Source organism: Thalassoglobus sp. JC818, from assembly GCF_040717535.1.
Classification (GTDB): Bacteria; Planctomycetota; Planctomycetia; order Planctomycetales; family Planctomycetaceae; genus Thalassoglobus.
Map to the genome: position 1 here is coordinate 74,703 of NZ_JBFEFI010000011.1, position 24,949 is coordinate 99,651.

Below are 24,949 nucleotides of genomic sequence, written 5' to 3' on the forward strand. Positions count from 1 at the left end.
TCGATCTTGAAGAGGAAAGGCTTCGTTCGTTCTCACTCATACATTAGAGCGTCATTAGGAACTCACAAGCGATTCATTAATCAGCAATGACTTCGCAAATGATCGAAGCCTAGAGTTGTCCAAGCGGTCGACGTCCCGGGCCTGATTCTTCTCCGTCGCCGAGATCTTTTCGCATTTCCTCGGCATGCATCTGGAGTTCTTCAACGACATCCGGGTGCTGTTCTGCAAGGTTCGTTGTCTCACCAATATCTGATTCAAGATCGAAGAGGGAGAGCTCAAGTTGATGCGGCTTTGAACCACCTCCGGGAAGCCCTCCTTTTCCAGGAATCGGTGTTCCGTATTTCTGAGGAAACATCAGCTTCCATTTGCCTTTTCTCAGGGCCACTAGGCGATTCTTACCATCGTAGTGGTAGAACACTTCATGCGGGCTCTGTGCATTTTCACTCCCACGAATAAGTTTCGAGATGTCGTGCCCATCGATCTTTCGCTCAGGCAAAGTTGCTTCAGCGAAATTGGCGATCGTCGGCAGCAAATCAATTGTCCCTGCCACTTCCTTACACACCACACCGGCTGGAATCACCCCAGGCCATCTCATGAGACATGAAACACGGAAGCCGCCTTCGAAATTGCTTCCTTTGCCCTCACGCAGTGGCTTAGCAGACCCTGCATGGTCCCCATAGGACAACCATGGGCCGTTGTCAGAAGTGAAAACAATCAGAGTATTCTCGTCGATGTTTAATTCCTGGAGTGTTTCGATAATTCGGCCGACCTGCCAGTCAATCTCGCTAATGACATCCCCATACAACCCGCGAGGTGTCTTCCCTTCATACTTATCCGACACAAATAACGGAACATGCGGTTGCGGATTCGGTAAGTAAAGAAAGAACGGATTCGCATGATTCCGCTGAATGAAGTCAACGGCGCGTTCGGTCAATTGTGTGGTGAGTTGAACCTGATCCTCCGGCTGAACGGCTTCGTTCACAACTTCAAGCCCATTATAAAGCGGAAGGTTCGGCCACTTCTTGAGTCGCTCTTCCAGTGGCAAGTGTCGAACTCCTGGATGAAACGGCCACATGTCGTTGGAGTACGGCAGACCAAAGTACTCATCGAATCCCTGATTCGGAGGCAGGAACGCTGGCTGATGTCCCAAGTGCCATTTCCCAAAACAAGCTGTCGCGTATCCCTTCGTTTTGAGAATATCTGCGATTGTCTCTTCTTCCGGGTTCAATCCGTTCTTCGAATGCGGCCCAAAGTTTCCGCCAACACCAACTCGCGTGGGAATGCAGCCCGTCATGAGTGCTGCTCTTGAAGGGCTACAGAACGAACGTCCGACATAAAAGTCGGTGAACTTCATTCCTTCCGCGGCCATCTGATCGAGATGAGGAGTCTGATAGCCTTCAGCCCCGAAAGGTCCGATGTCGGCATATCCCATGTCGTCACAAAAGATGACGATAAAATTCGGCGAAGCATCTTTCTTCGAGGAAGAATCTTCGGAAACTGCGACAGAACAGAAAGCGAGCCCGAAAGCGACAACAGCAGGCAGGCAACTTCGGAGTATCAAGAACATCATTTCACCCATTTGAAATTCAAAGATGGCGACAACGACTCATCAAACAAACGTTAATGGCAACCGGTATTGGGTCGCAATCCACTCCGGTCTGGATCGAATGAGAACACCGATTCCACCCAACATGATCCTGACAATCGGACCACCGAAAATCGGCACGTCCTCAAATTTTTTTGCCAGCATCTCATGCGGAATTGAGAGTCCGATCGAAAATTCAGACGCCATTCAAAGTCACCGCTTCTGCGGGTTGCGGAATCGGATTGCTCAACCTGCAAAGCCTCGAAGCTTCCACAACTCGTGCCGTCACGAAAGGTGCCGCAGGCAGAGATCGATTGATGCACGCGTGCAAACAAAGCATTCATTCATCACAATGCGTCGATATCAATGGCAGCCCGAGCATCGACGATCGTCTTCAGGAACATGACAAGCCTTCAAAGCCGTGAGAACTTCTCCGACGCTCAAATTTCAAACTGGATCAGGTGAATAGTGACAGTTTTTCGAAACGCCGTAACCGTTGTCGCGATGGTCGTCTTTTTGAGCTTACTGGCCCAGGAAACGATCGCTTCGAGTCCGAACTTCCTCGTGATTATCGTCGACGACTTGGGCTTTTCAGACGTTGGGAGCTACGGCGGAGAAATCGCGACTCCCAATCTTGATCGACTTGCAGAGAACGGATTGCGCTACAGTCAGTTCTACAATACCGCTCGCTGCTGGCCTTCACGAGCAGCACTGCTCACCGGTTACTACGCTCAACAAGTCCGACGAGATGGGTTTCCGGGAATTGCAGGTGGTGGACGTGGAGATCGCCCCAATTGGGCGAGGCTGCTCCCGGAAGTCCTCGCTCAAGCGGGTTATCGATCCTACCATTCAGGCAAGTGGCACCTCGATGGCATGCCGATTGAAACGGGTTTTCACCGTTCGTATCTGTTGAAAGATCAGGGTCGCTTTTTCAATCCACAGGTCCATTGGAAGGACGATGAACGACTTCCCGCAGTCGAAAAGAACAGCGGATATTATGGAACGATCGCCATCGCCGATCACGCTATCGCTTGCCTTGCGGAGCACAATAGCGAACACGCTGATGAACCTTTCTTCCACTACCTCGCATTCACCGCTCCTCATTTCCCGCTCCACGCTTTGCCGGAAGACATCGAGCGCTACGCCGGTCGCTACGATCAGGGTTGGGAGCAAGTCCGAGCTGATCGCTGGAACCGGATGCAGCAAATCGGTTTGCTGACCGGTCAGCTCTCTCCTGTCGAATCAGAAATTGGTCCTCCGTACGACTTCCCTGAGCACTTCAAGATTCTGGGCCCGGGAGAGGTCAACCGCCCATTGGAATGGGACACCATGTCCACTCTGCAACAAAAGTTCCAAGCACAGAAAATGGAGGTTCATGCTGCGATGGTTGATCGTGTCGATCAGGAAATCGGACGCGTGTTGAATCAACTCGAAGAGATGAACCAGCTCGACAACACACTGATCATGTTCCTCTCAGACAACGGGGCGAGTGCCGAAATCATGGTGCGAGCTGATGGCCACGACCCCGAAGCCAGCTTTGGTTCCGCGGAGAGTTACCTTTGCCTCGGCCCAGGATGGTCGACTTGTTCCAACACACCGTTTCGACGACACAAGACTTGGACACACGAAGGAGGAATCTCGACACCTCTGATTGTCCACTGGCCCAACGGAATCTCGACTCCGGGTGCATTCCGAAGCACACCCGCTCACGTCATCGACATCGCCCCCACACTGATTGAACTCGCAGGTACAACCCGCTTCACTGAATGGGAAGGTGCCCCGGTTCCAACTCCGCCGGGCCAAAGCCTCGTCGATTCCTTCGCCTCAGATGACTCTGAATCAGATAGAACACTCTGGTGGTCACACGAAAACAATCACGCGATCCGAATGGGAAACTGGAAAGCAGTCGTCTCCGGTGCTGATGAAGACTGGGAACTCTACAACCTCGAGGAAGACCGCACCGAAACGCAAAATCTAGCGACTGAGGAACCAGACCGTCTCGAATCCTTACGAGCGAAGTGGACCGATCTTCGAAATCAGTTCTATCAGCAAGCGACAGGCAAGACGGTTCCGAACGACCTCAACTAGTTCTTTTGGCAACTCACCGTTGAAGTTGCTTAGGAGTTCGGCAACCTTAAGAAATTTCCATTTGAGTGACGAAATCTGCACCAACATCGGAACCAGCAGAACCCCGTCGCCTGACAGAATCAAACACGCACCGAGACGACCACATCAACTCGCCGATTCGCGCAATCTTCTTGCTTGACGGAGCCAAACCCTGTAGATACAGTTCGCACTCAGGCACCCGTAGCTCAGTTGGTTAGAGTGCATGCTTGACATGCATGAGGTCGCTGGTTCGAGTCCAGCCGGGTGCACTTCTTTTAACTTCTTGTGGACACGCTTCTTGTGTCAACCATCGGTCATCAAAATGATGGACCATCCAGAGTTTGACAGTTTCGTGGCAGGAACATGCCAGGACACTGCCGGTGGGTTTCGCTTCGATCCATAAGTGTCTCGGCGAGTCGCTCACTAAATCTCTTCGCTGAGTTCTTTCTTCAGCCACGCTTTGGCGAAACTCAGTTCTGCTTGAACTGTCGAGCGGGAAACGTCGAGTTCAGTCGCGATTTCTTCGCCAGTCAAACCGCCGAAGAACTTCAGCTCAACAATTTGGGCTGGGCGGGGATGTGATTCTTCCAGCACTTTCAACGCATCATGTAACTCGATGACGTTCACACGTGACGTGCCCGTCGTCATGGAAGGAAAGAGTTCTTCACCCCGACCTTCAGGGCCACCTCGTTTGAGTGATTTCCGCTTGCGTGCGTGATCGACAAGCAGGCGACGAAGAATGTTCGCTCCGACTGCCATCGCGTGCGTTCGATCTTCGAGATCGACATTGCGCTGTTCGAGCAGCTTCATGACGGCGTCGTTGACCAGCAGTGTTGGTTGCAGTGAGTGGCCCGGCGTCTCTTTCTTCAGTTCTCGATCGGCGAGCTGATGCAGTTGGTCATACATCGACTGATGCCACTTCGGCTTCGAAGAATCTTGCCTGCCTGCCATCAATCCCGAAGCCCTTCTTCACTCAAGTGCGACGAAAACTCATCGCTTCAGAAAACTTGAAAATACTGCTGCACAACCTGAACTCAATTCTCGCCAATCTTCACAGCAAGAACAACTTGCCGCTCAAAGAAATTCGCCTTGAGTGACTGAGTTTTTTTCGACTCTCACCGTGTTCTCGGCGAGTTCCTGATCTCTCGTTTGCAGCGTCTTGCACCGCAGGCAGAGGGTTCATCAACAAGTATGAGTTTCAGCGAGTGGATCTGACTGTATGGCGTTTTCTCGTTCTGACTTGAGCTGAGGTCATCAATCCGCATTCCATTTCTTGGCACTTCGAAGGAGGTCATCTCGTGATCATTTCGCGATCTCAACCAGCCGTTTGTGTTCATCGGTCCCTCAATGCATTAAAAGAGAAAGTGTTGTCGACGCAAGATTCAGCCAGGAGATCGACCGTGAACAACCAGGACCGGAGTCGTCATCCGGAGCGGGCCCAACGAGTGCAAGAACTGTTTATCGAACTCGTCGAATTGCCTGCAGAACAGAGAAGTCGCCGCTTAAAAGAACTCGCCACCGAGGATTCGACGCTCGCAAAGGAGCTGGAATCGCTTCTCGCCCATCACCGAGAGGACTCTTCTTTTCTTGAAGATGGCGACGCACTCAAATTCAATTTGGGGGAGACCCAAATCTGGAGAACTCCTCCGGCCATTCCCGGCTTTCAAGCGATTCGACAAATCGCAGAGGGAGGACAAGCTGTTGTCTTTCAGGGGCGGCAGGAATCAACGAATCAGCTAGTCGCCATAAAAGTCTTGAAGGACAACCTTCTCGGCGATAAGTCAGCCCAAAGTCGACATCTCGAAGAGATTCGCACTCTGACACGAATTCAACATCCGAACATCGTCTCGATTGTCGATTGCGGCGTCACAGCTGACGGGCGCGAGTATTACATCACTCGCTACATCTCCGGATACAACCTCGACGAGTACATCAGGGAGAAGTCTCCGAAGCTGGAACAGCGGGTCGCTCTCTGTGCGAAAATCGCTCGAGCTGTCGATGCAGCACACAAGTCGGGAATCATTCACCGAGACTTGAAGCCTTCCAACATTCGAATCGACCGTCATGGCGAACCCTATGTGTTGGACTTCGGACTTGCTAAAGGAACTGACGGCCAATCGTCCATCGACTCCAACCTCAAGACAGTTCCCGGAAGCTTTGTCGGAAGCGTTCCCTGGGCAAGCCCCGAACAAGTCAACCGCAAATTCGGAGAGATCAGTGCCAAGACGGACGTCTACCAATTAGGTGTCGTCTTCTATCAGGTCTTTGCATCCGGCGAATTCCCCTACCCTGTGACTGGGGAACTCCTCGAAGCTTTTCACAGCATCCTCGACGTTTCCCCCAAACCGCTGCCTGATGCCGGCAAAGATAAGAAGCTGGAGAGAATTGAAACCGTCCTCAGCAAGGCTCTCAGCAAAAGGCAAGATGATCGCTTCTCTTCTGCAAGAGCCTTGGCTCGGATGCTCGAGCAGTCGATTTCCATTCCTGCACAATCGCAAGTGTCGGTTCCCAGCGGAGGAAGCAAGCTCTCGTTCGCTTCGTGGATGTTCCTGTTGATCCTGTTTCTCGGGGGAATTACCGGAGCGGGATACATCTTGGACAAGTACGTCATTCCGGGAGAGATTTCACAGTTGCTGGCAGAAGCGAACGAGAAGGCACGGCAAGCAATTGCAATCCTCACTCCTGCTGCCCCTGTGGAACCAGGAGGTGTGGAACCAGGAGGTGTGGAACCAGGAGGTGTGGAACCAGGAGGTGTGGAACCAGGAGGTGTGGAACCAGGAGGTGTGGAACCGGGAGGTGTGGAACCGGGAGGTGTGGAACCGGGAGGTGTGGAACCGGGAGGTGTGGAACCGGGAGGTGTGGAACCGGGAGGTGTGGAACCGGGAGGTGTGGAACCGGGAGGTGTGGAACCGGAAGGTGTGGAACCGGAAGACCAAAACTCAAAGCATCCTGAGTCAGGAAAAGGCAATCAGACCGAGCCTGTGAAGCCGGACGAGAAAGATGTTGCTCCGCCACCGAGCCCTCCCAAGATCTCGATTGAAATTGCTGATCAAGAAATCTATGAAGGCGACACTGGAACCCAAGCTCTTGTCTTTCCTGTGAGACTTTCGGAACAGAGCACAGAAGCGATCCGTGTCGGCTATCTCACCCGCTCACAAACTTCACGCACATCAGCTGACGAGCAAGATTACCAGCCTGCCGAAAAAGGGACTCTGACCTTCGCTCCGGGTGAAACTGAAAAATTCATTAAGGTCAATATCGTCGGCGACCAGGATTTTGAACCTGACGAAACCTTCAGCGTTCAGCTGATCGCCCCTGAGAACGCAGAAATTTCTCGAGACATCGCAACCGGGACCATCCTCAATGATGATCTTTATCCATCACAACCTGGAAAGCTCGACTTTCAACTGGTGGATCGCGGATCGCTACCGGACGATTGGAAGATTGAGGGGAATACAGGAGTCGACCTCGCAAGTGGACTCCCTGCTCTCAAGATCGTTGGATCAGGGAGTGATGAGAACGCCGTCACCAATCGTACGATTCGAGTTGGTGGCCAATTCTTTCTCGAAATGCAACTCGTCGACGAAGGCAACAACGAACTTGAATTCACTTTGGAGTCATCGAAGACAGGAGAGGTCTTTCCCTTCAGAATTGGAACCAAAAGCGTAGTGGGATGGACAGTCAATTCTGGGTTAACAAAGCTTGAGAACCTGGCTCCGAGTTCCTCTGGCAGTCGCGACGCTGTGTGGTTTCGCATTGAGAATGACCCTGACAAAGGTCTTCTTCTCATCGTGAACGGAGACTCGATGAATGCCAAGAAACTCGGAGGTCACGTCACAGGTCCATTCGATTTTCTCAAGGTGCGTTTTCACGACCGGTATCAGCAGATTTCGATCCATAACCTTCGCTGGGGCCCGATTTCTCCGACGCCACAACTCCAGACGGTGCAGTTTGGAGACCCTGATCAGAAGATTGTCGCGCCTGCGATCCCTGAAGGCTGGACCCGGATCGGCCCTGCAAATCCTGATCGGCGAACGAGATGGATTTCCGATTCTCTGCAGATTGGTGAGAACTTCACGGTAACCTTTCGAATCAATGTCCTGCGACGTGGAGAGTTCTATTTGAACTTCATTGGCGAGGCGGGAAGCATGACTATCCCAGTCAAATTCGATTTCGCCCGCGGTGTCGCGTCGATGTCCGCATGTGGTGCCCAGCGAGATTTCGATTATCGGTACACTTCCTACATCGTGAAGATCACCAAGTCTCAAGACGAACTGCGGATCACCGTGGGTGACCCCTCCAATACTCTTGTTGTGGATGCAAAAGACGTTGGGAATTTCGAACAAATTGAACTCGATGTGAGTTCGCCGAAGGACTTCCAAATCTCTGCGATCACCGTGAAATAGTCACATCCAAGAGCGTTTGAAGTGGTCGTCAACAGATCAAACTGCTCATGAATGTGACCTTGTTCGTACCAAATGCAGTTTCCCTCCACGCCCCGTTTTCTGGAGTTCATGAAGCGAATGTTCAGGGTTTCGGTCGAAAATCGGATTTTATTTGATTTTCCGAGAAACCTGCTTCATCCGTTGGGGTTGAAACCGCAAAATCGCTCGAACAAAGATCGGCACGATTAAGAGGGAACGATTGCAGTACGATTCTCCTCGAATCATCGAGAGGATTGCAGCCATTTTCGGTCTTGCTCCCCAGTGTTTTCGGCCATTTTGCCTGAGAAAACCGTGGCGATGTTGTTAATCCCGAAAGAGAATCGCTGCAAATGATCCCAAACTCTGGACATATCCTCAACGCGGCTTTGGCTGTGATCGGGCTGATCGTCTTTCTCGTTGCCTATCAGTTTCAGAACGACAATCAGCGACTTGAAAAACTGTTCAATGAATCTGGCGTCACCTTCAAATACGACGTCGATGGAGAAACCGCTCTCGCTGCGGAACTTCATGGCACGGATTTGACGGTCGAACTCGCTGAGGAACTCTCTGAAAAGAAAGAACTCCGCCGACTGACGCTTTCTGAATGTGACGTTCAGAGCTCAGCTCTCGACGTGCTGGCTCGGTTGCCGAACCTCAAACACCTCTATCTTTTCAACTCCTCGACGGATCCATCGACCAACTGGTCGCCTCTCCTCGACCAATTAACGCTCGAAGATCTTGTCCTCGACAACGTCACCATCACGGATGAAGAACTCATTCGGATCAACCGGGACATGCTGACGTCACTCGATCTCAAAGACTGCGGACAACTCACCGAAAAGTCGATTAAGTCCTTCGCGGAGTCTGAGTATCTTCTGAAACTTCGAACGCGAGGAATTCCGGTTTCGATCGAACTCTGCAGGCACATTGCTCAGAACTCACCGGACTTGACCTTTCGCGTTCAACCGGAAGATTTGATTGAGTACAAACCGCTGACCGAACGGTATGGAGTAACTCATCTTGATGATGATTTCCGAATCATCGGCGTCGAAATCAATCAGGACACTGCAGGAATTCTCGAAACCAATCAGGACCTGTTCAAGACACTCAATTCTCTACGATTGTCCAAGAGCAGCATTGATCAAGAAATTTGGGACTGGATCGAAAAGCAGGAGAAACTGGAGTCGCTGACGATCGTCAATTCAACGATGGACCTTGACCGCTCGATCGAACCTCATCGACTGTCACAACTGCATCATTTGTACCTCGAAGGTGTGATCACCTCAGAGAATGAAGATGAGTTCCTCATTCTTCCGGAGCTTCCGAATTTACACACCCTCACTCTCAAGTCTCCACTCTCTCCGGGAGTTTCTCTGGAAAACTTCTCGTCAGACAACCTCAGCTTCCTGAGCATCGAACAGAATCTGACCGAAGAAGATTGGCTTCGCTTGAAAGGGCATCCGCAACTCACAACGCTGATGATCCACGATGAGAATATCGACGAAATGAGGGCCGAAGTAATCTTCAGCCTTCCGCGACTCGACCAGCTGTTCCTCATCCGATGCGAAGTTCCTGAACAAATTAGTTCACAACTCTCGGAAGCGGACTTCTCAATGCGAGAGTACCGTTCAGGCTTCTTTCGCGATCGAGACTAATTCCATCTCGCCTCGGAATTATTGACCTGGAAGGTCAGTCTCTCCACTGCTCTGGATGTGTGAGAGTATCGCTTTGAGTTCATTCAGTCTTTGAAGTCGCGCAATGCTGAATCTCTTTCAGCCATCGGCTATCATCGGCAAATCCTGATTCTGCTGGACCAGCATCTCACAGAACTAGTGATGAGTTGCAGCAACCGATTCGTCACCGACGAAGCGTTGCTTCATTCTTGGTCGTGTTGAGTCAGGATGCCCCGATCGACAGACGCTCTTCAAGGAAACGCTCGATGAAACATATTGGAATCTCGTTTGCCATCTCATTCTTATTGATGTTCGTTTCTTCGGCCTTTGCGGAAACGCCGAACATCATTGTGATCATGGCTGACGATTTGGGATATGGCGACGTTTCGTGCTACGGAGCAACGTCTCTGGAAACGCCGAATATCGATCGACTCGCATCCGAAGGAATTCGATTCACCAGCGGATACTGCTCCGCCTCGACATGTACCCCCACTCGTTATTCGTTTCTGACTGGAACTTACGCATTCCGCGGAGAACGAACCGGAATTGCTCCTCCCAACGCACCGGCGATCATTCAACCCAGCACGGAAACGATCGCGTCAATTCTGCAAGATGCGGGATACACAACAGCTGTTGTTGGAAAGTGGCACCTCGGACTCGGGGGACCAGACGGACCGGACTGGAACGGAGAATTGAAACCCGGTCCGCTCGAGATTGGTTTCGATTCCTGTTTTCTCCTTCCGACGACGAACGATCGTGTTCCGCAGGTCTACGTCGAAGATCATCGCGTTTTGAATCTCGATCCGAACGATCCTCTCTGGGTGGGAAACAAAAAGCCTTCACCTGATCATCCGACTGGAATCACGCATCGTGACACACTCAAAATGAACTGGTCACACGGTCACAATTCAACGATTCACAACGGCATCAGCCGCATTGGATTTTACACCGGAGGTCACGCAGCCCGCTTTCGTGACGAAGACCTCGCAGACAAATGGGTCGAGCAGTCAAAAGAATTCATCGCCAACAATAAAGACCAACCGTTCTTTCTCTTCTTCGCCTCCCATGACATCCACGTTCCCCGGATTCCTCACGAGCGGTTCCAAGGGGCGACTTCGCTCGGCTACCGTGGAGATGCCATCATCCAACTGGATTGGTGTGTCGGAGAGATTCTTGACGCACTTGAAGAGAACAACCTGTCGGATAAGACTCTCGTCGTTTTCTGTTCGGATAACGGTCCCGTTCTGGACGATGGGTACGAAGACGGAGCGATTGAACAGCTCGGATCTCATCGCCCGGCTGGCCAGTATTCGGGAGGGAAGTACAGCGTCTACGAAGGGGGAACTCGAACTCCATTCATCACCCGATGGACTGGTCGAATCTCGCCAGGCGTCAGTGATGAAATTGTCTGCACCATCGATCTCGCAGCGAGTGCAGCTGCTTTGACCGATCAAAAACTCCCAAACGATGCATGCCTCGACAGCTTCAACGTTCTCGATGCTCTGTTGGGAGTCGAAGGAGCGAAAGGACGTCAGTCACTCGTCCAGCAAGACAACGGAGCCAGCGGAACATTCGGGTACCGATCAGGGAACTGGAAGCTGCATCGACACGACAGGAAACAAGCACGAAACGTTGTTGTCGAAACGCAACTTGCGAATACCCCAGTCGAGCAATTCCAGCTCTTCAACCTCGACGACGACCCGGCCGAAAAGAAAAACATCATCGAAGCACATCCGGAAGTTGCTTCACGCATGAAAGCAGAACTCGCTGAGATTATCGAAAGCGGACGAAGCCGACCAACCGAGTGAGGTTACTGGGAGGATCGACAACGGATCAACTCACAAGTTCACGTGATCAGCGGCATGGGATCGTTTTCGCGACGCCGTCAACTGACTCAAAGAAACAGTTCTCGTCTGACTCGATCACAAGCAAAGTTCCGTTAACCGGGGGCGAATCGACTTCGGTGACGAGGCCACTCGGCCAACGAACTAAAACCGACTTAACTTCGGAATGGTTTCCGAGGCCGAAGTTGAGTGTCTTCTCGTTCGAAGCCATATATCCGTCGCCGGCTGATACGCTTGCGGATAAGTCAACGTCATCGACTTTGACAATCACTCGAGCTCCGACAGCATCTCGAGAACTTTGCACTCCTACCAGCTTCACATTGAAGTAGTGATTCTCACTAACCGTCCTGTTCAAAAGAATCGTCGCTGCGGAATTGATTTGGGAAACGACTGCGTCTCGTAACCCATCCTGATTCAAATCACCAACAGCCAGTCCTCGTCCAAGCTGTTTGCGTTCGAAGAATGCTCCTGCGTCCTCCGCAGCGATCTCCTCGAAACGTCCTTCGCCGATGTTTCGAAACAACTGCGGATTCATCGCGAACTCACCTCCGGAATCGCGATAGTCATCGACGTGACCATTCGTGACGATCAGATCCAGCCATCCGTCATGGTCCGCGTCCAAGAATTGAGTTCCCCAACCAACTTTCGGAAAACTCGGCGACATCAAACCCGAATATCGAGTTGAATCGACGAACATTCGATCTCCGTGACTGAGATACAGCGTGTTGAATTCGTCTTCAAAATTCGTCACGAACAGATCTTCGAAGCCATCGCGATTTACGTCGCCTAAAGCAACTCCCATACAAGCCATCGCCAACCCGTCGTTATTGAAAGCTACCCCTGAAACCAACGCTCGATTTTCGAGTTTGATATCACCACTCTCAGCGTCCGATTTCACTTTCAGCAGTTGGTTCGCAACTTGATCGCAAGCAATGAATAGTGACGGTGGTTCAGGCAGAGTTTCGGGGATCACAACGATCCCCAGCCCTTTGCTATGCTCAGTAATTTCACTCTTTAAACAAGTCTTAAACTCACCGCTTCCGTCGCTGATCAGAATAGAATCGGCAGCCCCTTCAAATACGCTCGGTGAGCAAGCTTTCCCCTGACAGATCAGTTCGTAAATGCCAGGCCCTTGCAGATAATTAACATCAAAGAGATCAGGATTGGAATCGCCATTGAGATCCGCGATGGCAACACTCGCTGTCCACTCTCCCTGCCGCTCGCCAAGTTGCTCGGACACATCGAGAAATGTTCCATCGCCAGCATTCCAGTACAAGGCGTTCTTTCCGATGTTGGCTACATAGATATCTGCGAACCCATCCTGATCGAAGTCACCAATCGCGACACCCTGACCGAAATCGCGTTCCGAATTGAAACCCGCCGCATCTGCGACATTCTGAAACTCTTCGCTTCCCATGTTGCGAAAGATCGCATCCGTCACTCGACCTGTCATTCCGGGAGCGGACTGACCAGTTGGCCACTCGCCCCCCTGTGAAAAGAAGAGATCCATCCTCCCATCACAGTCGAAGTCCAAGACGCCAACTCCGCCGCCCGTTTGCTCAAACATGCGAGCGCCCGGTGTGGCATCGTCGGCCCCGTTTTCATAGATGAAATTCAATGGCAATTCTTCGAAATGAATCGCCGATGGTGTTGCGGATGGCAACGAAGACTTTGACTCAACTTCCTGCCGTCGCTCAACAAAACTTGCGAAAAGATCTTCCTGATCATCAGTAATCGCCGACATGACACGAGACGCTGCCGCGACGATTTCAAGATCGTCATCGAGACGTGGGCCGAACTCCGCCAATAGTTCGTCTGGCCATGTTGCTGCTGGGAATTGCTTCTTCGCGAAAACCGACCAGGCACACGTCTCCCAGATTCGGCCTGTTGATTTCAGCAGTTCAACCACCGAGTGAACACTCTCTTCCGACTTTCCATTGGACCGCAAGACTTGATCAACCTGTTGAGAAAGCTCAAGCAGCGCTTTCGAACGATTAACGAGTTCAATATTCGGAGTTTCTCCCGATGCGGTGATCGACTGAATGAGCAAGTACATCGCCTGCCTGTGCTGAGGAGCCAGCATTAATGATTTTCGCAGGCACTGCTCTGCCACGGAGAACTCTTTCGACTGGCTGGCCCAACGTCCTCGGACGTACCAGATGTCGGGATGACTCTCTGCTTGTTCGGGAAGCGACCGATTCCAGGCTGCCAGTTCTTGATCATGCGACTCGGAGATCAGTTTTCCCAACGAGGAAAGTGTTGAGACGTCATCTGGATACCGCGCAAGGTCGTCTCGAAGTAGTTCCACGGCAGTTGCCCGATCACCTGAAGCAATCGCGGACTGAGCTTGTGCAAGCTGGACATAGCGATCATCTGGCGCGACGGCGATGCACTCGTCGAGGTATTCTCCTGGTTCGATCGGGCGATCCAGATCTGCAAACAGGGCTAGTTCCTGAAGAGTCGCGGAGCCGCTTTGAATTAAAGCAAAGTAGTGGCCCTCAGCCTCCCAACGTCGACCTGCCATCGCTTCGAGAAATGCAAGCCGTTCATGGCAGGCGATATTCTGCGGATCATCTTTGAGAACCAGGTGATACTGTTCAACCGCTTCGGAGAGTCGTTTGAGTTCTCGCAGCACTTCCGCGAAATAAAAACGTGCATTGTGTGATTGCGAGTTGTTTGAATCCGCGACCGCTTGAAAATAGACGCGTGCGTCTTCGAAGTCCCGACTTCTCATGGCCGCCTCACCAGCGATCATCAGTGCATCAAATCGTAAGGGGCTGGACTCCGGAACACTCGCTGCCAGTTCCTGAGCACTCTGATAGTCTCGAATCGACAAAGCATCACGAGACTGTTGCAGAAGTTGTTCATCCGTCGGTGATGAACAACCACTGGTCATGGCTAAGCAAATGCAAAAAAGGCAGACCCCATCGACGAATCGACGTGACCTGCCCTGTGATTTGTGAGATTGACTTTTCGGAATTCGCGTTCGAATCATCAGTTGATCGTAAACTCAAAAACGTTCTGCGATTCATCGGTTGTCACCGTTGCGGACAACGGCGTATCACTGGAACTATTGTAGGCAGGAGGAACAAGACTTTTCGACGTCTCACCATCCTCATGTTCACCAGAAGCTCCCGGATCAAAATTGACGTCCGCGGAATGCTCATCGTCTCCACCAGCGTCATTCGCTCCGGCGACTGTTCCAGCTTTGTCAACCAGAACAGCATAGCTTCCTTCGGCCGCTCCATCGCCGTATTCGTATGTCGTTAGAACAAACTCGCCATTGATGTCTGTGCGTCCCGTCGCCACTGGTTGTTCGTTCTTGGGCGAAAACGAAACCGAAGCATCGGACAGAGGTGTTCCAAACATGATTACTTTCCCAGTCACTTTATAGACCGGAACCTGATTGGCATCACCGCTACCACAGCCTGCCATCAGTAAAGCAGACATCATCAGCAATCGAACTGGCATTCGTCGTCTTTCTATAAATTCAAAGCTGGAAGCGAAGAACCCCAGAACAGATTCTGCCCTGAGGTTCTGGGGATCAAATTCATGAGGTCGTTAAACAATCGATGAGAGATTGGTACCAAATCAACATTGAAGCGGTCGTGACTGAACCGCTTCAAAGATTTGGTTTTATCCTAGAACTCTCCGACGATGTCTCCGCCGTTGATAGAACCGAGAGCACCCCAAACACCATATGGACTTGGGCCATTGACGGGTGATTCTTGAGTGGTATCACCGGTGTCAATGCTGTCACTGATAAATCGGACGGCACCGTCGCCCATCAACACTTGTGCTCCACCTGGATGCAAGCTGGATGGCTCGAAAATTCCGTCTCGCTGGTCACCAGGACCCTGCGAACAGGACGGTGAATTCGGACCAAGGATGGTGGTCATGGCGCTGAATGCATTCGTTCCATCCATCCAACGTGTTCCCGCCCAGCGGCGAACGCCCCCGTTGTAAACACCGCCGGGACCGACGGCAGTTTCACAGACTGAAGGATTGACGCGGTACTGGCTTTGTTGAATGTCGATGTGTGTCGCACCGCTCTGAACAGTGGTTCCACCGTTCTTGGCTTTGATTCGCTCACCCATTGCAATGGTGTTACTCAAACCGTCAACAACTTCCTTAAAGTTTCGGTTGTAGACGTCGCGCCCACCGACAAACATTCCACGCAGTCCGCGACCGCCATTCCCGTTCCAGCTTGGATTTGTGTCCCAACACTGATCGCCACGGGAGAACATGTAGTTGTTTTTTCCGCGAGGAGATTGCTCAGTCGTATCTCCATCCGATGGACAGAGAAGCATTGGGATGTTGGCACGAACAGCCTGGTGATTGTTGTCCCAAGGAGTGAAAACAAAACCGTTGTAGTTCGTCGTACCGTTTACGGAAGCAGCTGTTCCCCCAGCCGAGATGAGATTGAACATCGGGGCTTGATCGATGTAAGGCAGAAGGCCAACCATCCCGTTGTGACGACGTCCACCGCCACGGGCGTTTCCATTTCCTCCAGCACGACCATGAATGTTTTCTGGTCCGGACCCCCAGGGGAGTGCATTGTAAGTGTCGTGATAGTTATGGAGTGCGATCCCGAGTTGTTTCAGCTTGTTCTTACATTCCGTTCGACGAGCAGCTTCCCGCGCCTGTTGGACCGCCGGAAGGAGAAGCGCGATTAAAATCGCAATGATTGCAATCACCACCAGCAGTTCGATGAGGGTGAATGCTTTCCTCTTGTTTAGTAACCTCATAACCACTCCACAATCTAAAAGCAATAAACCAGAAATACCGCAGGAATTCTAAGGCAACAACTCAATCTTAATTTCACTCGTTCCCTCTTCGGGAATACTGGCTGTGAGTCCTGAAGTTTCAGGACTCTTGTACCGTTCAGGAAGTGCGTTCTTCCAACCGACAGATGCCGTCGCGGCATCATGATGTTCTGAGTCTTCTCCTGGATCAAAAGCTTTTCCGCTGTCATCAAACTGAACGGTTTGCATGACGCCAACTTTGTAGCTGCCAGGAACTGCTCCAGATTTGGATGGGAAAGCTTTCAATTCGAAGTAACCACTGCTGTTCGTCACTCCAGTTGCAGCGTACTTGCCATCAACCGGTGCAAAAACGACAGACGCCCCTTCGACAGGGACCGTATTTAATGTGACATATCCGGATGCTTCGATTGTGTCGGGGAGACTTTTGGTCCAAGAATCCGACGATCCGCATCCAGCGATGAAAGCCATCAACCCCAAGGAGAGGGAACTTCGCCACAAACCTTTCAAAGCATTCTCCTCTTGCAACTTCACTCTTGCGAGAATGATTCCGCAGGAGTTGTCTTGGTCTTAGAAACGGACCTCCTCCAATCATCATCGAAGGAGGTCCTCAGACTTAGTTTTGATTCGAATGGGCCTTTACCCATTCAGTCAATTTGTCAAACAAAGCTTAAACCATCTTCAAAATGGCTTATCTTAGAACTCGCTGACAATTTCTCCGCCGGACTTGGTTCCGAGAGCTCCCCAGACACCATACGGAGAAGGTCCAGCCGTGTTTGGCGCAGGTGCGATGGCTGACTTGTTACCGGAATCAATGTTCTCACTGATAAACCGAACTGCACCATCAGCAAGCAACGCATTCACGCCACCGATGTGCTCGCTGGTTGGTGTCCAGACACCTGGACCATAGTGACCGCCACCGTCCTGCCAGCGAGGAGATCCGATGAGGCAAACTGGTGCGTTCGGTGGGAGGATTGTGGTGACGCCCACGAAGAAGGCTGCTCCATCGCTCCAGCGGTAACCTGGCAGAGTATCTTCTGTGAAGTACGGAGCATCAGGACGCAGACCGGAACCTTGTCGCCAAGCTTCGCAGGAAATTGGAGCGTAAGTGTCGACGCTCGCTCCAGCTTCTTTAACTGGCATTCCGCGAGCAAGTTGCGTTTCTGGTCGTGATCGCTCAGACATCGCGATGGTATTACTTGTTCCGTCGGTGATGTCACGGATTCGAGTAACGGCACCACGACCGAAGATACCGCGGTTGTACATCGGGCGAGTTTGTTCCGCCAACGCACTGTCGTTTCGTTCATTCGAAGCAACCACTGAACCGAGGTAGTTGTCTCCACCACAGAAACCGTAGCTCTCTGTTCCGCGTTGACGACCGGCGTTGTTCGGCTCAATTGAACCGGCATCACTCGGGCAGTTAAGAGCTTCAAGTACGGATTTGTTCCACTCGTTGTTCGCCCAGGCGTTGGTCTGGTTGTCGACGATGACGTTGTAGAGCGGACTTTGATCGATGTAAGGAAGCAAAGCGACGTAGGCCGACATTCTCAAACGAAGGGCTCGACTCTGAATTGTTCCTGTTCCACCCTGTCGAGCAGGAAAGGAGCGGTAGACATCATGGTAGTTGTGGAGAGCGAGTCCCAACTGCTTCATGTTGTTTCGGCATTGAGTACGGCGAGCCGCCTCACGTGCCTGCTGCACAGCTGGCAGCAAGAGTGCAATCAGAATCGCGATGATCGCGATCACCACGAGGAGTTCGATCAGCGTGAACCCTCGTTTTCGTTGGAGAGTTGGCCTCAGCATGCCACATCCTTTCGAAAATTTCATAAAACGCGAAACAGGGAAAAGTTATCAGAAATGCCATTCAAGCAGACGCAATCCCCCGTGGTTGGGAGACGTGAACGAGATGGATATTGAATAGAAATGTCGATCAGACTACCGGGTCAGAACGCCCCGCATTCATTGAGAATAGTTGATGGGTTTCGGGATGCAACCCCAACGTTCGCAAAAATACACAAAAGTTTTGTGAACCCCAATCACAACAGCAACAACGAGTACGTCACAGAGAATCGTAAACAACTCCACCTATGAGACTTATGAACCATACTGTCACATCTGAGAGAACTGATGTTTCCACATCATGTTTTCCCAGCTTAGTGAACCACATGGAGGCACAGATCTTGCTGTAAACTCAACTCGGCAAAACCCATCAACAACCTTTGACGCGTTCGTTGCTTTTGCTGTTATGCAACGTCGGCAGTTCTGGCTTTCGACCTTGACTGCTCGCATTGCATCAATGCCAACGGATATGATGATCCTCTGAAGCTGGATCAGAGTATCCCCTCCCCGAAAAACGGCACGTACACTTTTCGTTCGCTGCTCAAACATCAAATCTCAAGACACTTGCAGTGGCTGTGCAAATCGAAGAAAGCAATCAACCGCCGATCACTCGATCACGTTCTGCTCTCGCGATGCGAATCATTCTCGCCGGCATCCTGATTGGAGTCGTCGGGACAGTACTACTGAGAACCTTCAACGCGACTCCAACCCGCGAGTTGCTCATTGAGAAGACAGAACAATCGTTAAAGACTGGTGAGTTTATTGAGGCGGAAGAACTCGCTCGCGAACTGCACGAGTCTTCTCCAAAAGACACCGTTTCCGCAGAACTTCTTGCTCGATGTCTGACAGGCCAACAGAAGTTTCAGGAGGCCGTTTCGTTGATCGAGCAGTTTCCTGAGAGTGCAGGACTGCAGAAGCGATCTGCGTTGATTTATCGCGATCACTTACTTCAGCTCGACAAAGCAGCAAAATGCTTTCAACTCGCTCTCAATGCTGAACCGAACGACGTTCAGACGCTTACCGACCAGGCGAATCTGCTCACCCTGTGTGGTCAAAAGAGTGACTCGGTCGAGCTGATCTTACGAGTGATTCAGTCTGGAGCTGAGACGGATCTCGTGATGCTACTCGCTCGCGAGGAAAGCGGAATCGATGATCTGCCGACGTTACTCGCAGCACGAGAAGCGACCCCAGAGGATTCCTTTCCAATTCTCGGACTCGCACAGCGAGCCATTCTCAATGACGATCCCGAAGCGGCGATCAGACTATTGCGAGAAGCCCTGGAATTGAGCAACGCTCCTTCAATCACTCGACCACTGCTCATGCTTGAACTGTCGAAACTTGAAAGAGACCGAGAGCTTTCGATTGAAATTGAGACGGCAAGAGATCGAGAGTTGTCATATCCGCAATACTGGCAAGCACGAGGAGAGCTTGCTGCCCGACAAGGTGATCGTTCTTCTGCAATGCACTGCTACCTGAAAGCCTGGCAACTCGCTCCGGAATCTCGATCTGTGACCAGCCAACTCATTCAACTGGCTGCCGACGCTGATCGAGACGAAGGGGTGATTGTCCTCAAAGATCGACTTCAGAAGCTCGACCAATTTGAACAAGTCATTTCGCGCGTTCTTTTCGGAGGACAACAGGGAGGAATCGACGATCTTCTGGCAGTGACGAACGCTTATTATGAAGTCGGCCGTGCTTGGGAAGCACTTCACTTTTGCAAGATCGCAATCGATATCGATCCGAACTCTTCAGCGTTTCGCAAGTTGTACGAACAGCTGCAAAGCGATTGTCGCGAAACTCCACTTCGACTAACGCTCATCTCTTTTATCGATCCTGTCCCGTTGACTCCGGATGAATTTCCACTTTCGCCGCCGTCTCGAGATGATTCTCCTCAGCAGAACGCTCCGAGCCAGGCAGTTCCTGCAATCGCCTTTGTCGATCAAGCACAGCAAACTGGTTTTCACTTTCGGTTCCAAAACAAAACCGGTGCCGATGGGAAGCCACTGATCTGGACGTTTTCAGGAGGTGGCATCGGAGTCATTGACTTCGATCTGGACGGATGGCCGGACGTGATTTGCACACAAGCTGACTGCCGCCCATTGGAACCTGCGGGATCAAGTCACGATCAACTGTTCCGGAATCTGTCCGGCGAACAGTTTGTTTCCGTCGAGCAGCGTGCTCTCGTCGAAGAGACAGGTTTCGGACAGGGAGTTTCGATCGGCGATGTCAACTCTGATGGATTCCCTGATGTCTACATCGCGAACTTCGGCAAAAACGCTCTGCACATCAACAACGGGGACGGAACTTTTGCGCTGTCAGCTGATTTCGATTCTGAAGAACAGTGGACGACGAGTTGCCTCGTGGCAGACCTCAATTCCGATGGTCTGGCGGACCTCTATGACGTCAACTACCTCAGCGGGACCGACGGTCTCAGCAAGACCTGTCTTCATGCTGACGGCTCACTTGCAATGTGTCAGCCGTACGATTTTGACGGGGCACCGGACTCAATCCGGCTGAATACTCGATCAGGAATGTTTCAATCCATTCAGCCCAACGTACTCCCAGCGATGGACGGCAAAGGGCTCGGAATCGTGACCTGGCGGGAAGAACACTCCGACGGGCCGTTGCTGTTTGTGGCGAACGACACAACCGCGAATTACCTGTTTCAATGCAGCAGCAAGACTGACGGGCTTCAACTGAACGATGTCGCTTTAACTTCTGGAGTGGCGTTTAACCGCGATGGAAAAGCGGAAGGTTGCATGGGAGTCGTTGTCAGCGACTTCGATCAGAACGGCCTGTTTGATCTTCATACGACTAATTTCCTGGCTGAGTCGAATACCTTCTACCAGCAACTGACTCCGGGATTTTTCGAAGACCGGACAGTCGCCAGTCAACTTGAAAGCACGACATGGAACAGCCTCGGATTTGGAACGCAGTCACTCGACTCCGATCTTGACGGCACTCCAGAACTGTTCGTTGCGAACGGGCATCTTCAAGACCTCACACGTTTTGGTCGGCCGTTTCGAATGGCGCCGCAACTCTTCTATCAAGCGGGAATCCAATTTCACGAGCTGCCAGGATCAGAAGTCGGCGAATACTTTCAACGACTTCACCTGGGACGAGCAGCTGTCAAGCTTGACTGGAATCGTGATGGCCTCGACGACTTGATTGTCGGTCATCTTGACGAAGATTATGCCCTACTGACGAATCAGACTCTCCCTGTCGGAAAGCATCTCAAGCTCACCCTGAAAGGGGTTCAGTCTGCACGAGATGCCATCGGTGCGCGAGTTCGCATCACCGGAAAGGAGAGCTCTCGACTCGTGCAACTGACAGCGGGAGATGGGTATCTGGCCTCAAACGAGCGCGTTTTGAATATCGGATGGGCTGACCTCGACCGCGCTGTTCAGATTGAAATTCAGTGGCCCAGCGGCATTCGACAGGTCATCCAAGATGTGAATGTGCCGGGGCATTTTTTGATCGTCGAAGAACAAGAAAAAATCTATTCCATCGGTGTGAATGCTTCTCAAAACGATCGACCTGACTCCACGATTACCAACTGATTTCTTGATTCGCTCTCTGCAAGAGATCGATGAAAGTCTCTCAAATCGCCCAATAGACAGCTGGCGGATGAACGATTAGACTCCCATTCTCAATCGTTGATGTATCTTTTGTCAGGTGTTTGAGAATGAATAAAGCGAAAATCTGGTTGCCCGCTCTGATCGTTGTGGCTGGCTTGATCTACTGGTTCACTCAATCCAACGGACCGGCGGATTCACTTCGGAGTCGAGGCATGAGTCTTCGCCAGCTGGATTCCGGCGAGATTGTTTCCGTCGAAATGAAGACCGATCAGTTTAATGACTCCGACCTGGAGACCGTCTCAAAGATCGAGACCCTTGAATCCTTAAACGCATCGAACTCATCGATCACGAACGAAGGCCTTCAACATTTACAGAAGCTTCCCAAGCTCGAATATCTTTCGCTCGCAAATACTTCTGTCGACGACTCTGCGATCCCAACACTTACGGAACTGAAGTCGCTGGAGACGCTCGTGCTGGATGGATGTGCCGTCAGCCCTGAAGCACTCAAGGCACTAGCAGGACTTCCCAATCTGATTGAGCTTTCTGTCTACGACGTCTCCATCCCGTACAAAGAATTGCTTCAACTTGAAGATGATCTCGGCGAGAACACGGACATCTTCATCAATGCTGAAAGTGTGTTTGGAAGCCCCGAGGAAGCGAAAGCTGTGTACGAATGGGATGACCAGAGAATGATCACCATTCAACTGACCGAGGATTCCCCGGCAGACATTCTTTCAACGGTTGAACAGCCGCAGTTGATCGCGAATTTGCTCGTCCCGGTCGAAGTTGAAGCAGACATTGATTATCAGCCAGCCACCACTTTTGAGAACTTGAAGGAAGTGAAAGTTGGTCAGGAAATTGACGACGATGACTTCATCCTTCTCGTTGGCCTGGATCATCTTCGGTATCTGACACTCGAGAACGCCAACATTACATCTGACGGGTTAGATCGCCTTCCCGAGGATTGCGTGCTCGAAAGCTTAGAGATCATCTCCCAGTCACCTCTGGCGAGCGGTTTAAAGAATTTCGGTCGCCTTGGAACCGTCAAACTTCTCCGACTCTCGTTTCCGAATGCTGAACAATCGGCTTTTGATGAGCTTTCCGAATTGCATCCGGACTTGGAGTCACTGAGCTTGATCGACTCACCGATTACGTGTGAGCAAGTCGAGTTTCTCGAAAAACTTCGCAAGATGTCATTCGTCAATCTCGCTGGGACGAATGTGACCGATGAGTGCGTAGACTACCTGAGGAAACTCCGGCACATCACTCACATCGAACTTCGAGGATCGAAAGTCACACCTGATATTGCTGCGACTTTTGCAATCGGCGGATAGGTACGTGCAGAGCAGGTTTCGAAACCTGGTCGCTGCAGCGATTCCGAATTCTTCAGCTTCTCATCGAGTGTAAGCGTCGAACTCACCTTCATGGTCTGAAAGAGGCGATCATGGTTTCAGCAAACATCTTCAGGAAGATCTGTCCCGTGTTTGCTCCAATCGAACGACTGGTGCTTTCGGTCGCTTTGTTAATTGTCCCACTGGCTAGCATCGTCGCAGGTGAAGATGAATCGCCCAACGTGCTATTCATTGCTGTCGACGATCTAGCGTGCACGCTGGGATGCTATGGCGATCTGATCGCCCATACACCGCACATTGATCGACTCGCTGCGGAAGGTGTTTGCTTCCAGCGTGCTTACAATCAGTTACCGCTCTGCAATCCAACGCGGGCATCGGTGATGACTGGGCTGCGACCTGATGTCATTAAGGTCTATGACCTCGACCGTCATTTTCGCGACGAAGTCCCGGATGCTGTGACGCTCCCGCAGGCCTTTCAAAAGGCAGGTTACTTTGCTGGCCGCGTCGGGAAGATTTATCACTACAACGTACCTGCCTCGATCGGGACGGACGGATTCGATGATCCTCCATCCTGGAATCGGACGGTTAATCCGTCGGGGCGTGATAAGGTTGAAGAAGAGTTGATTTTCAATGCGGAACCTCATCGCAAGATCAGCGCAGCTCTGAGTTGGCTGGCTGCGGAAGGGAACGACGCCGAACAAACCGACGGAATGATCGCAACGGAGGCAATTCGCATCCTCGAAGAAAAACGTGACGAGCCGTTCTTTCTGGGTGTTGGATTTTTTCGACCGCACACGCCCTATGTCGCTCCCAAGAAATACTTCGCTCAATACCCGCTTCGAGACCTTCGTCTCCCTTTCAGCCCGCCGGATGATCGCGCTGACATCCCCGTGGCAGCGTTCGCTCACAACTGCCCCGTCCCGAACTATGGACTCGATGAGGAGACGCTGCTGAGAGCAACTCAGGCTTACTATGCTTCGGTGTCATTTATTGATGCTCAAGTGGGTCGTCTGATGGAAGCACTCGACCGGCTTGGGATTGCCGACAAAACGATCGTCGTCTTGTGGAGCGACCACGGATACCATCTCGGAGAACACGACGGGATGTGGCAGAAACGATCGTTGTTCGAACAATCAGCCCGCGCTCCGTTGATGATTCGTTCTCCGGGTCATCAACAAGATAGAGGACCGTGCCAGCGCATCGTCGAGTTCGTGGACATCTATCCAACGATCACCGACCTGGCCGGAATCGAAGCTCCTGAAGAACTCGCAGGTCGCAGCCTTCGCCCACTTCTGGATGACGTGAATGCCGACTGGGACGGATTAGCGATCACACAGGTCTTACGTCCTCAGGATGATCGTCTCGAAACACCTGTGATGGGTTGCAGTATTCGGACTGACCGTTACCGATACACTGAATGGGGTGACGGCCAGCACGGAATCGAACTCTACGACCATCAGACCGACCCCGGAGAGTTTCACAATTTGGCTGTCTCTCCAGATGAGCGCGCGGCACGAGTGATTCAACGGTTGCGCCCGCTCCTCCGAAACTTTGCTTCCGGAGCGATCCCCGAAACGCCGTTCAACCCCGAGCGACTGTAACGAACATCACATCGGGTCATCGTCGGTGCAGCTCAGTTGTTTGTTAGAACGAAAAACCGGCAGCACCTCACTAAAAATCGGCTCGTCCCCGTAGTACGCGGGAGTTCACGATCACAAATCGGCCGAAATGTGGGATGTCTGCAAAAATGGTATCAGCTATTATGAAAGTTGCGTTAGGTAGTTT

14 protein-coding genes and 1 tRNA gene are annotated in these 24,949 nt (G+C 51.7%); 8 read left to right on the forward strand and 7 right to left on the reverse strand.

The window, feature by feature from the left end:
• Positions 1-109: 109 nt before the first annotated feature.
• On the reverse strand, positions 110-1,570 hold the full coding sequence (locus AB1L42_RS21350) for a sulfatase (RefSeq protein ID WP_367061228.1): 1,461 nt from the start codon (positions 1,568-1,570) through the stop codon (positions 110-112).
• A gap of 483 nt (positions 1,571-2,053) precedes the next feature.
• Between AB1L42_RS21350 and AB1L42_RS21355 the strand changes: the two genes are divergently transcribed.
• Both AB1L42_RS21355 and AB1L42_RS21360 read left to right on the forward strand, forming a co-directional pair.
• The gene (locus tag AB1L42_RS21355; protein ID WP_367061231.1) at positions 2,054-3,673 is read left to right on the forward strand and encodes an arylsulfatase; all 1,620 of its coding nucleotides are present in this window, start codon (positions 2,054-2,056) and stop codon (positions 3,671-3,673) included.
• A gap of 213 nt (positions 3,674-3,886) precedes the next feature.
• Positions 3,887-3,960: transfer RNA gene (locus AB1L42_RS21360), tRNA-Val, on the forward strand.
• A gap of 154 nt (positions 3,961-4,114) precedes the next feature.
• On the opposite strand, the gene AB1L42_RS21365 is transcribed toward AB1L42_RS21360, so the two are convergent.
• Positions 4,115-4,642, reverse strand: coding sequence for an ECF-type sigma factor (locus AB1L42_RS21365; RefSeq protein WP_367061234.1), 528 nt, complete (start codon positions 4,640-4,642; stop codon positions 4,115-4,117).
• A 449-nt stretch (positions 4,643-5,091) separates the two neighbouring features.
• Between AB1L42_RS21365 and AB1L42_RS21370 the strand changes: the two genes are divergently transcribed.
• The 3 genes from AB1L42_RS21370 to AB1L42_RS21380 all read left to right on the forward strand — a co-directional run bounded on the left by AB1L42_RS21370 (position 5,092) and on the right by AB1L42_RS21380 (position 11,596).
• On the forward strand, positions 5,092-8,097 hold the full coding sequence (locus tag AB1L42_RS21370; RefSeq protein WP_367061237.1) for a protein kinase: 3,006 nt from the start codon (positions 5,092-5,094) through the stop codon (positions 8,095-8,097).
• A 368-nt stretch (positions 8,098-8,465) separates the two neighbouring features.
• Positions 8,466-9,770 (forward strand): hypothetical protein, encoded by a 1,305-nt coding sequence (locus AB1L42_RS21375; protein WP_367061240.1) that lies wholly within the window; start codon positions 8,466-8,468, stop codon positions 9,768-9,770.
• Positions 9,771-10,054: 284 nt separating this feature from the next.
• Positions 10,055-11,596, forward strand: coding sequence for an arylsulfatase (locus AB1L42_RS21380; RefSeq protein WP_367061242.1), 1,542 nt, complete (start codon positions 10,055-10,057; stop codon positions 11,594-11,596).
• Positions 11,597-11,642: 46 nt separating this feature from the next.
• On the opposite strand, the gene AB1L42_RS21385 is transcribed toward AB1L42_RS21380, so the two are convergent.
• The 5 genes from AB1L42_RS21385 to AB1L42_RS21405 all read right to left on the reverse strand — a co-directional run bounded on the left by AB1L42_RS21385 (position 11,643) and on the right by AB1L42_RS21405 (position 18,198).
• Complete coding sequence (locus tag AB1L42_RS21385; protein ID WP_367061245.1) at positions 11,643-14,528, reverse strand: FG-GAP-like repeat-containing protein; 2,886 nt, start codon at positions 14,526-14,528, stop codon at positions 11,643-11,645.
• Positions 14,529-14,626: 98 nt separating this feature from the next.
• Complete coding sequence (locus tag AB1L42_RS21390) at positions 14,627-15,103, reverse strand: hypothetical protein (protein WP_367061248.1); 477 nt, start codon at positions 15,101-15,103, stop codon at positions 14,627-14,629.
• Between the two features lie 170 nt (positions 15,104-15,273).
• Positions 15,274-16,380, reverse strand: a complete 1,107-nt coding sequence (locus tag AB1L42_RS21395) for a DUF1559 domain-containing protein (protein WP_367061254.1) — start codon at positions 16,378-16,380, stop codon at positions 15,274-15,276.
• Between the two features lie 48 nt (positions 16,381-16,428).
• Positions 16,429-16,929, reverse strand: coding sequence for a carboxypeptidase-like regulatory domain-containing protein (locus AB1L42_RS21400; protein ID WP_367061260.1), 501 nt, complete (start codon positions 16,927-16,929; stop codon positions 16,429-16,431).
• 162 nt (positions 16,930-17,091) lie between these two features.
• On the reverse strand, positions 17,092-18,198 hold the full coding sequence (locus AB1L42_RS21405; RefSeq protein WP_367061264.1) for a DUF1559 domain-containing protein: 1,107 nt from the start codon (positions 18,196-18,198) through the stop codon (positions 17,092-17,094).
• A gap of 605 nt (positions 18,199-18,803) precedes the next feature.
• Here AB1L42_RS21405 and AB1L42_RS21410 point away from each other — a divergent pair.
• From AB1L42_RS21410 to AB1L42_RS21420, 3 genes are all read left to right on the forward strand, one after another.
• Positions 18,804-21,794 carry an FG-GAP-like repeat-containing protein gene (locus AB1L42_RS21410; RefSeq protein ID WP_367061267.1) on the forward strand — a complete coding sequence of 997 codons (2,991 nt, stop codon included), beginning with the start codon at positions 18,804-18,806 and terminating at the stop codon, positions 21,792-21,794.
• 125 nt (positions 21,795-21,919) lie between these two features.
• Positions 21,920-23,146: a hypothetical protein gene (locus AB1L42_RS21415; protein WP_367061272.1), complete on the forward strand. Its 1,227-nt coding sequence runs from the start codon at positions 21,920-21,922 to the stop codon at positions 23,144-23,146.
• A gap of 110 nt (positions 23,147-23,256) precedes the next feature.
• Entirely contained in the window at positions 23,257-24,765 is a 1,509-nt protein-coding gene (locus AB1L42_RS21420) for a sulfatase (protein ID WP_367061276.1), read from the forward strand.
• Positions 24,766-24,949: the final 184 nt, after the last annotated feature.

What these genes read in the sequence shown, in the direction of transcription:
- AB1L42_RS21380 (WP_367061242.1), top strand. Translation starts at nt 10,055, where the DNA reads ATGAAACATATTGGAATCTCGTTTGCCATCTCATTCTTATTGATGTTC.
- AB1L42_RS21390 (WP_367061248.1), bottom strand. Translation starts at nt 15,103, where the DNA reads ATGCCAGTTCGATTGCTGATGATGTCTGCTTTACTGATGGCAGGCTGT.
- AB1L42_RS21415 (WP_367061272.1), top strand. Translation starts at nt 21,920, where the DNA reads ATGAATAAAGCGAAAATCTGGTTGCCCGCTCTGATCGTTGTGGCTGGC.
- AB1L42_RS21405 (WP_367061264.1), bottom strand. Translation starts at nt 18,198, where the DNA reads ATGCTGAGGCCAACTCTCCAACGAAAACGAGGGTTCACGCTGATCGAA.
- AB1L42_RS21385 (WP_367061245.1), bottom strand. Translation starts at nt 14,528, where the DNA reads ATGACCAGTGGTTGTTCATCACCGACGGATGAACAACTTCTGCAACAG.
- AB1L42_RS21420 (WP_367061276.1), top strand. Translation starts at nt 23,257, where the DNA reads ATGGTTTCAGCAAACATCTTCAGGAAGATCTGTCCCGTGTTTGCTCCA.
- AB1L42_RS21365 (WP_367061234.1), bottom strand. Translation starts at nt 4,642, where the DNA reads ATGGCAGGCAGGCAAGATTCTTCGAAGCCGAAGTGGCATCAGTCGATG.
- AB1L42_RS21395 (WP_367061254.1), bottom strand. Translation starts at nt 16,380, where the DNA reads ATGAGGTTACTAAACAAGAGGAAAGCATTCACCCTCATCGAACTGCTG.
- AB1L42_RS21375 (WP_367061240.1), top strand. Translation starts at nt 8,466, where the DNA reads ATGATCCCAAACTCTGGACATATCCTCAACGCGGCTTTGGCTGTGATC.
- AB1L42_RS21350 (WP_367061228.1), bottom strand. Translation starts at nt 1,570, where the DNA reads ATGATGTTCTTGATACTCCGAAGTTGCCTGCCTGCTGTTGTCGCTTTC.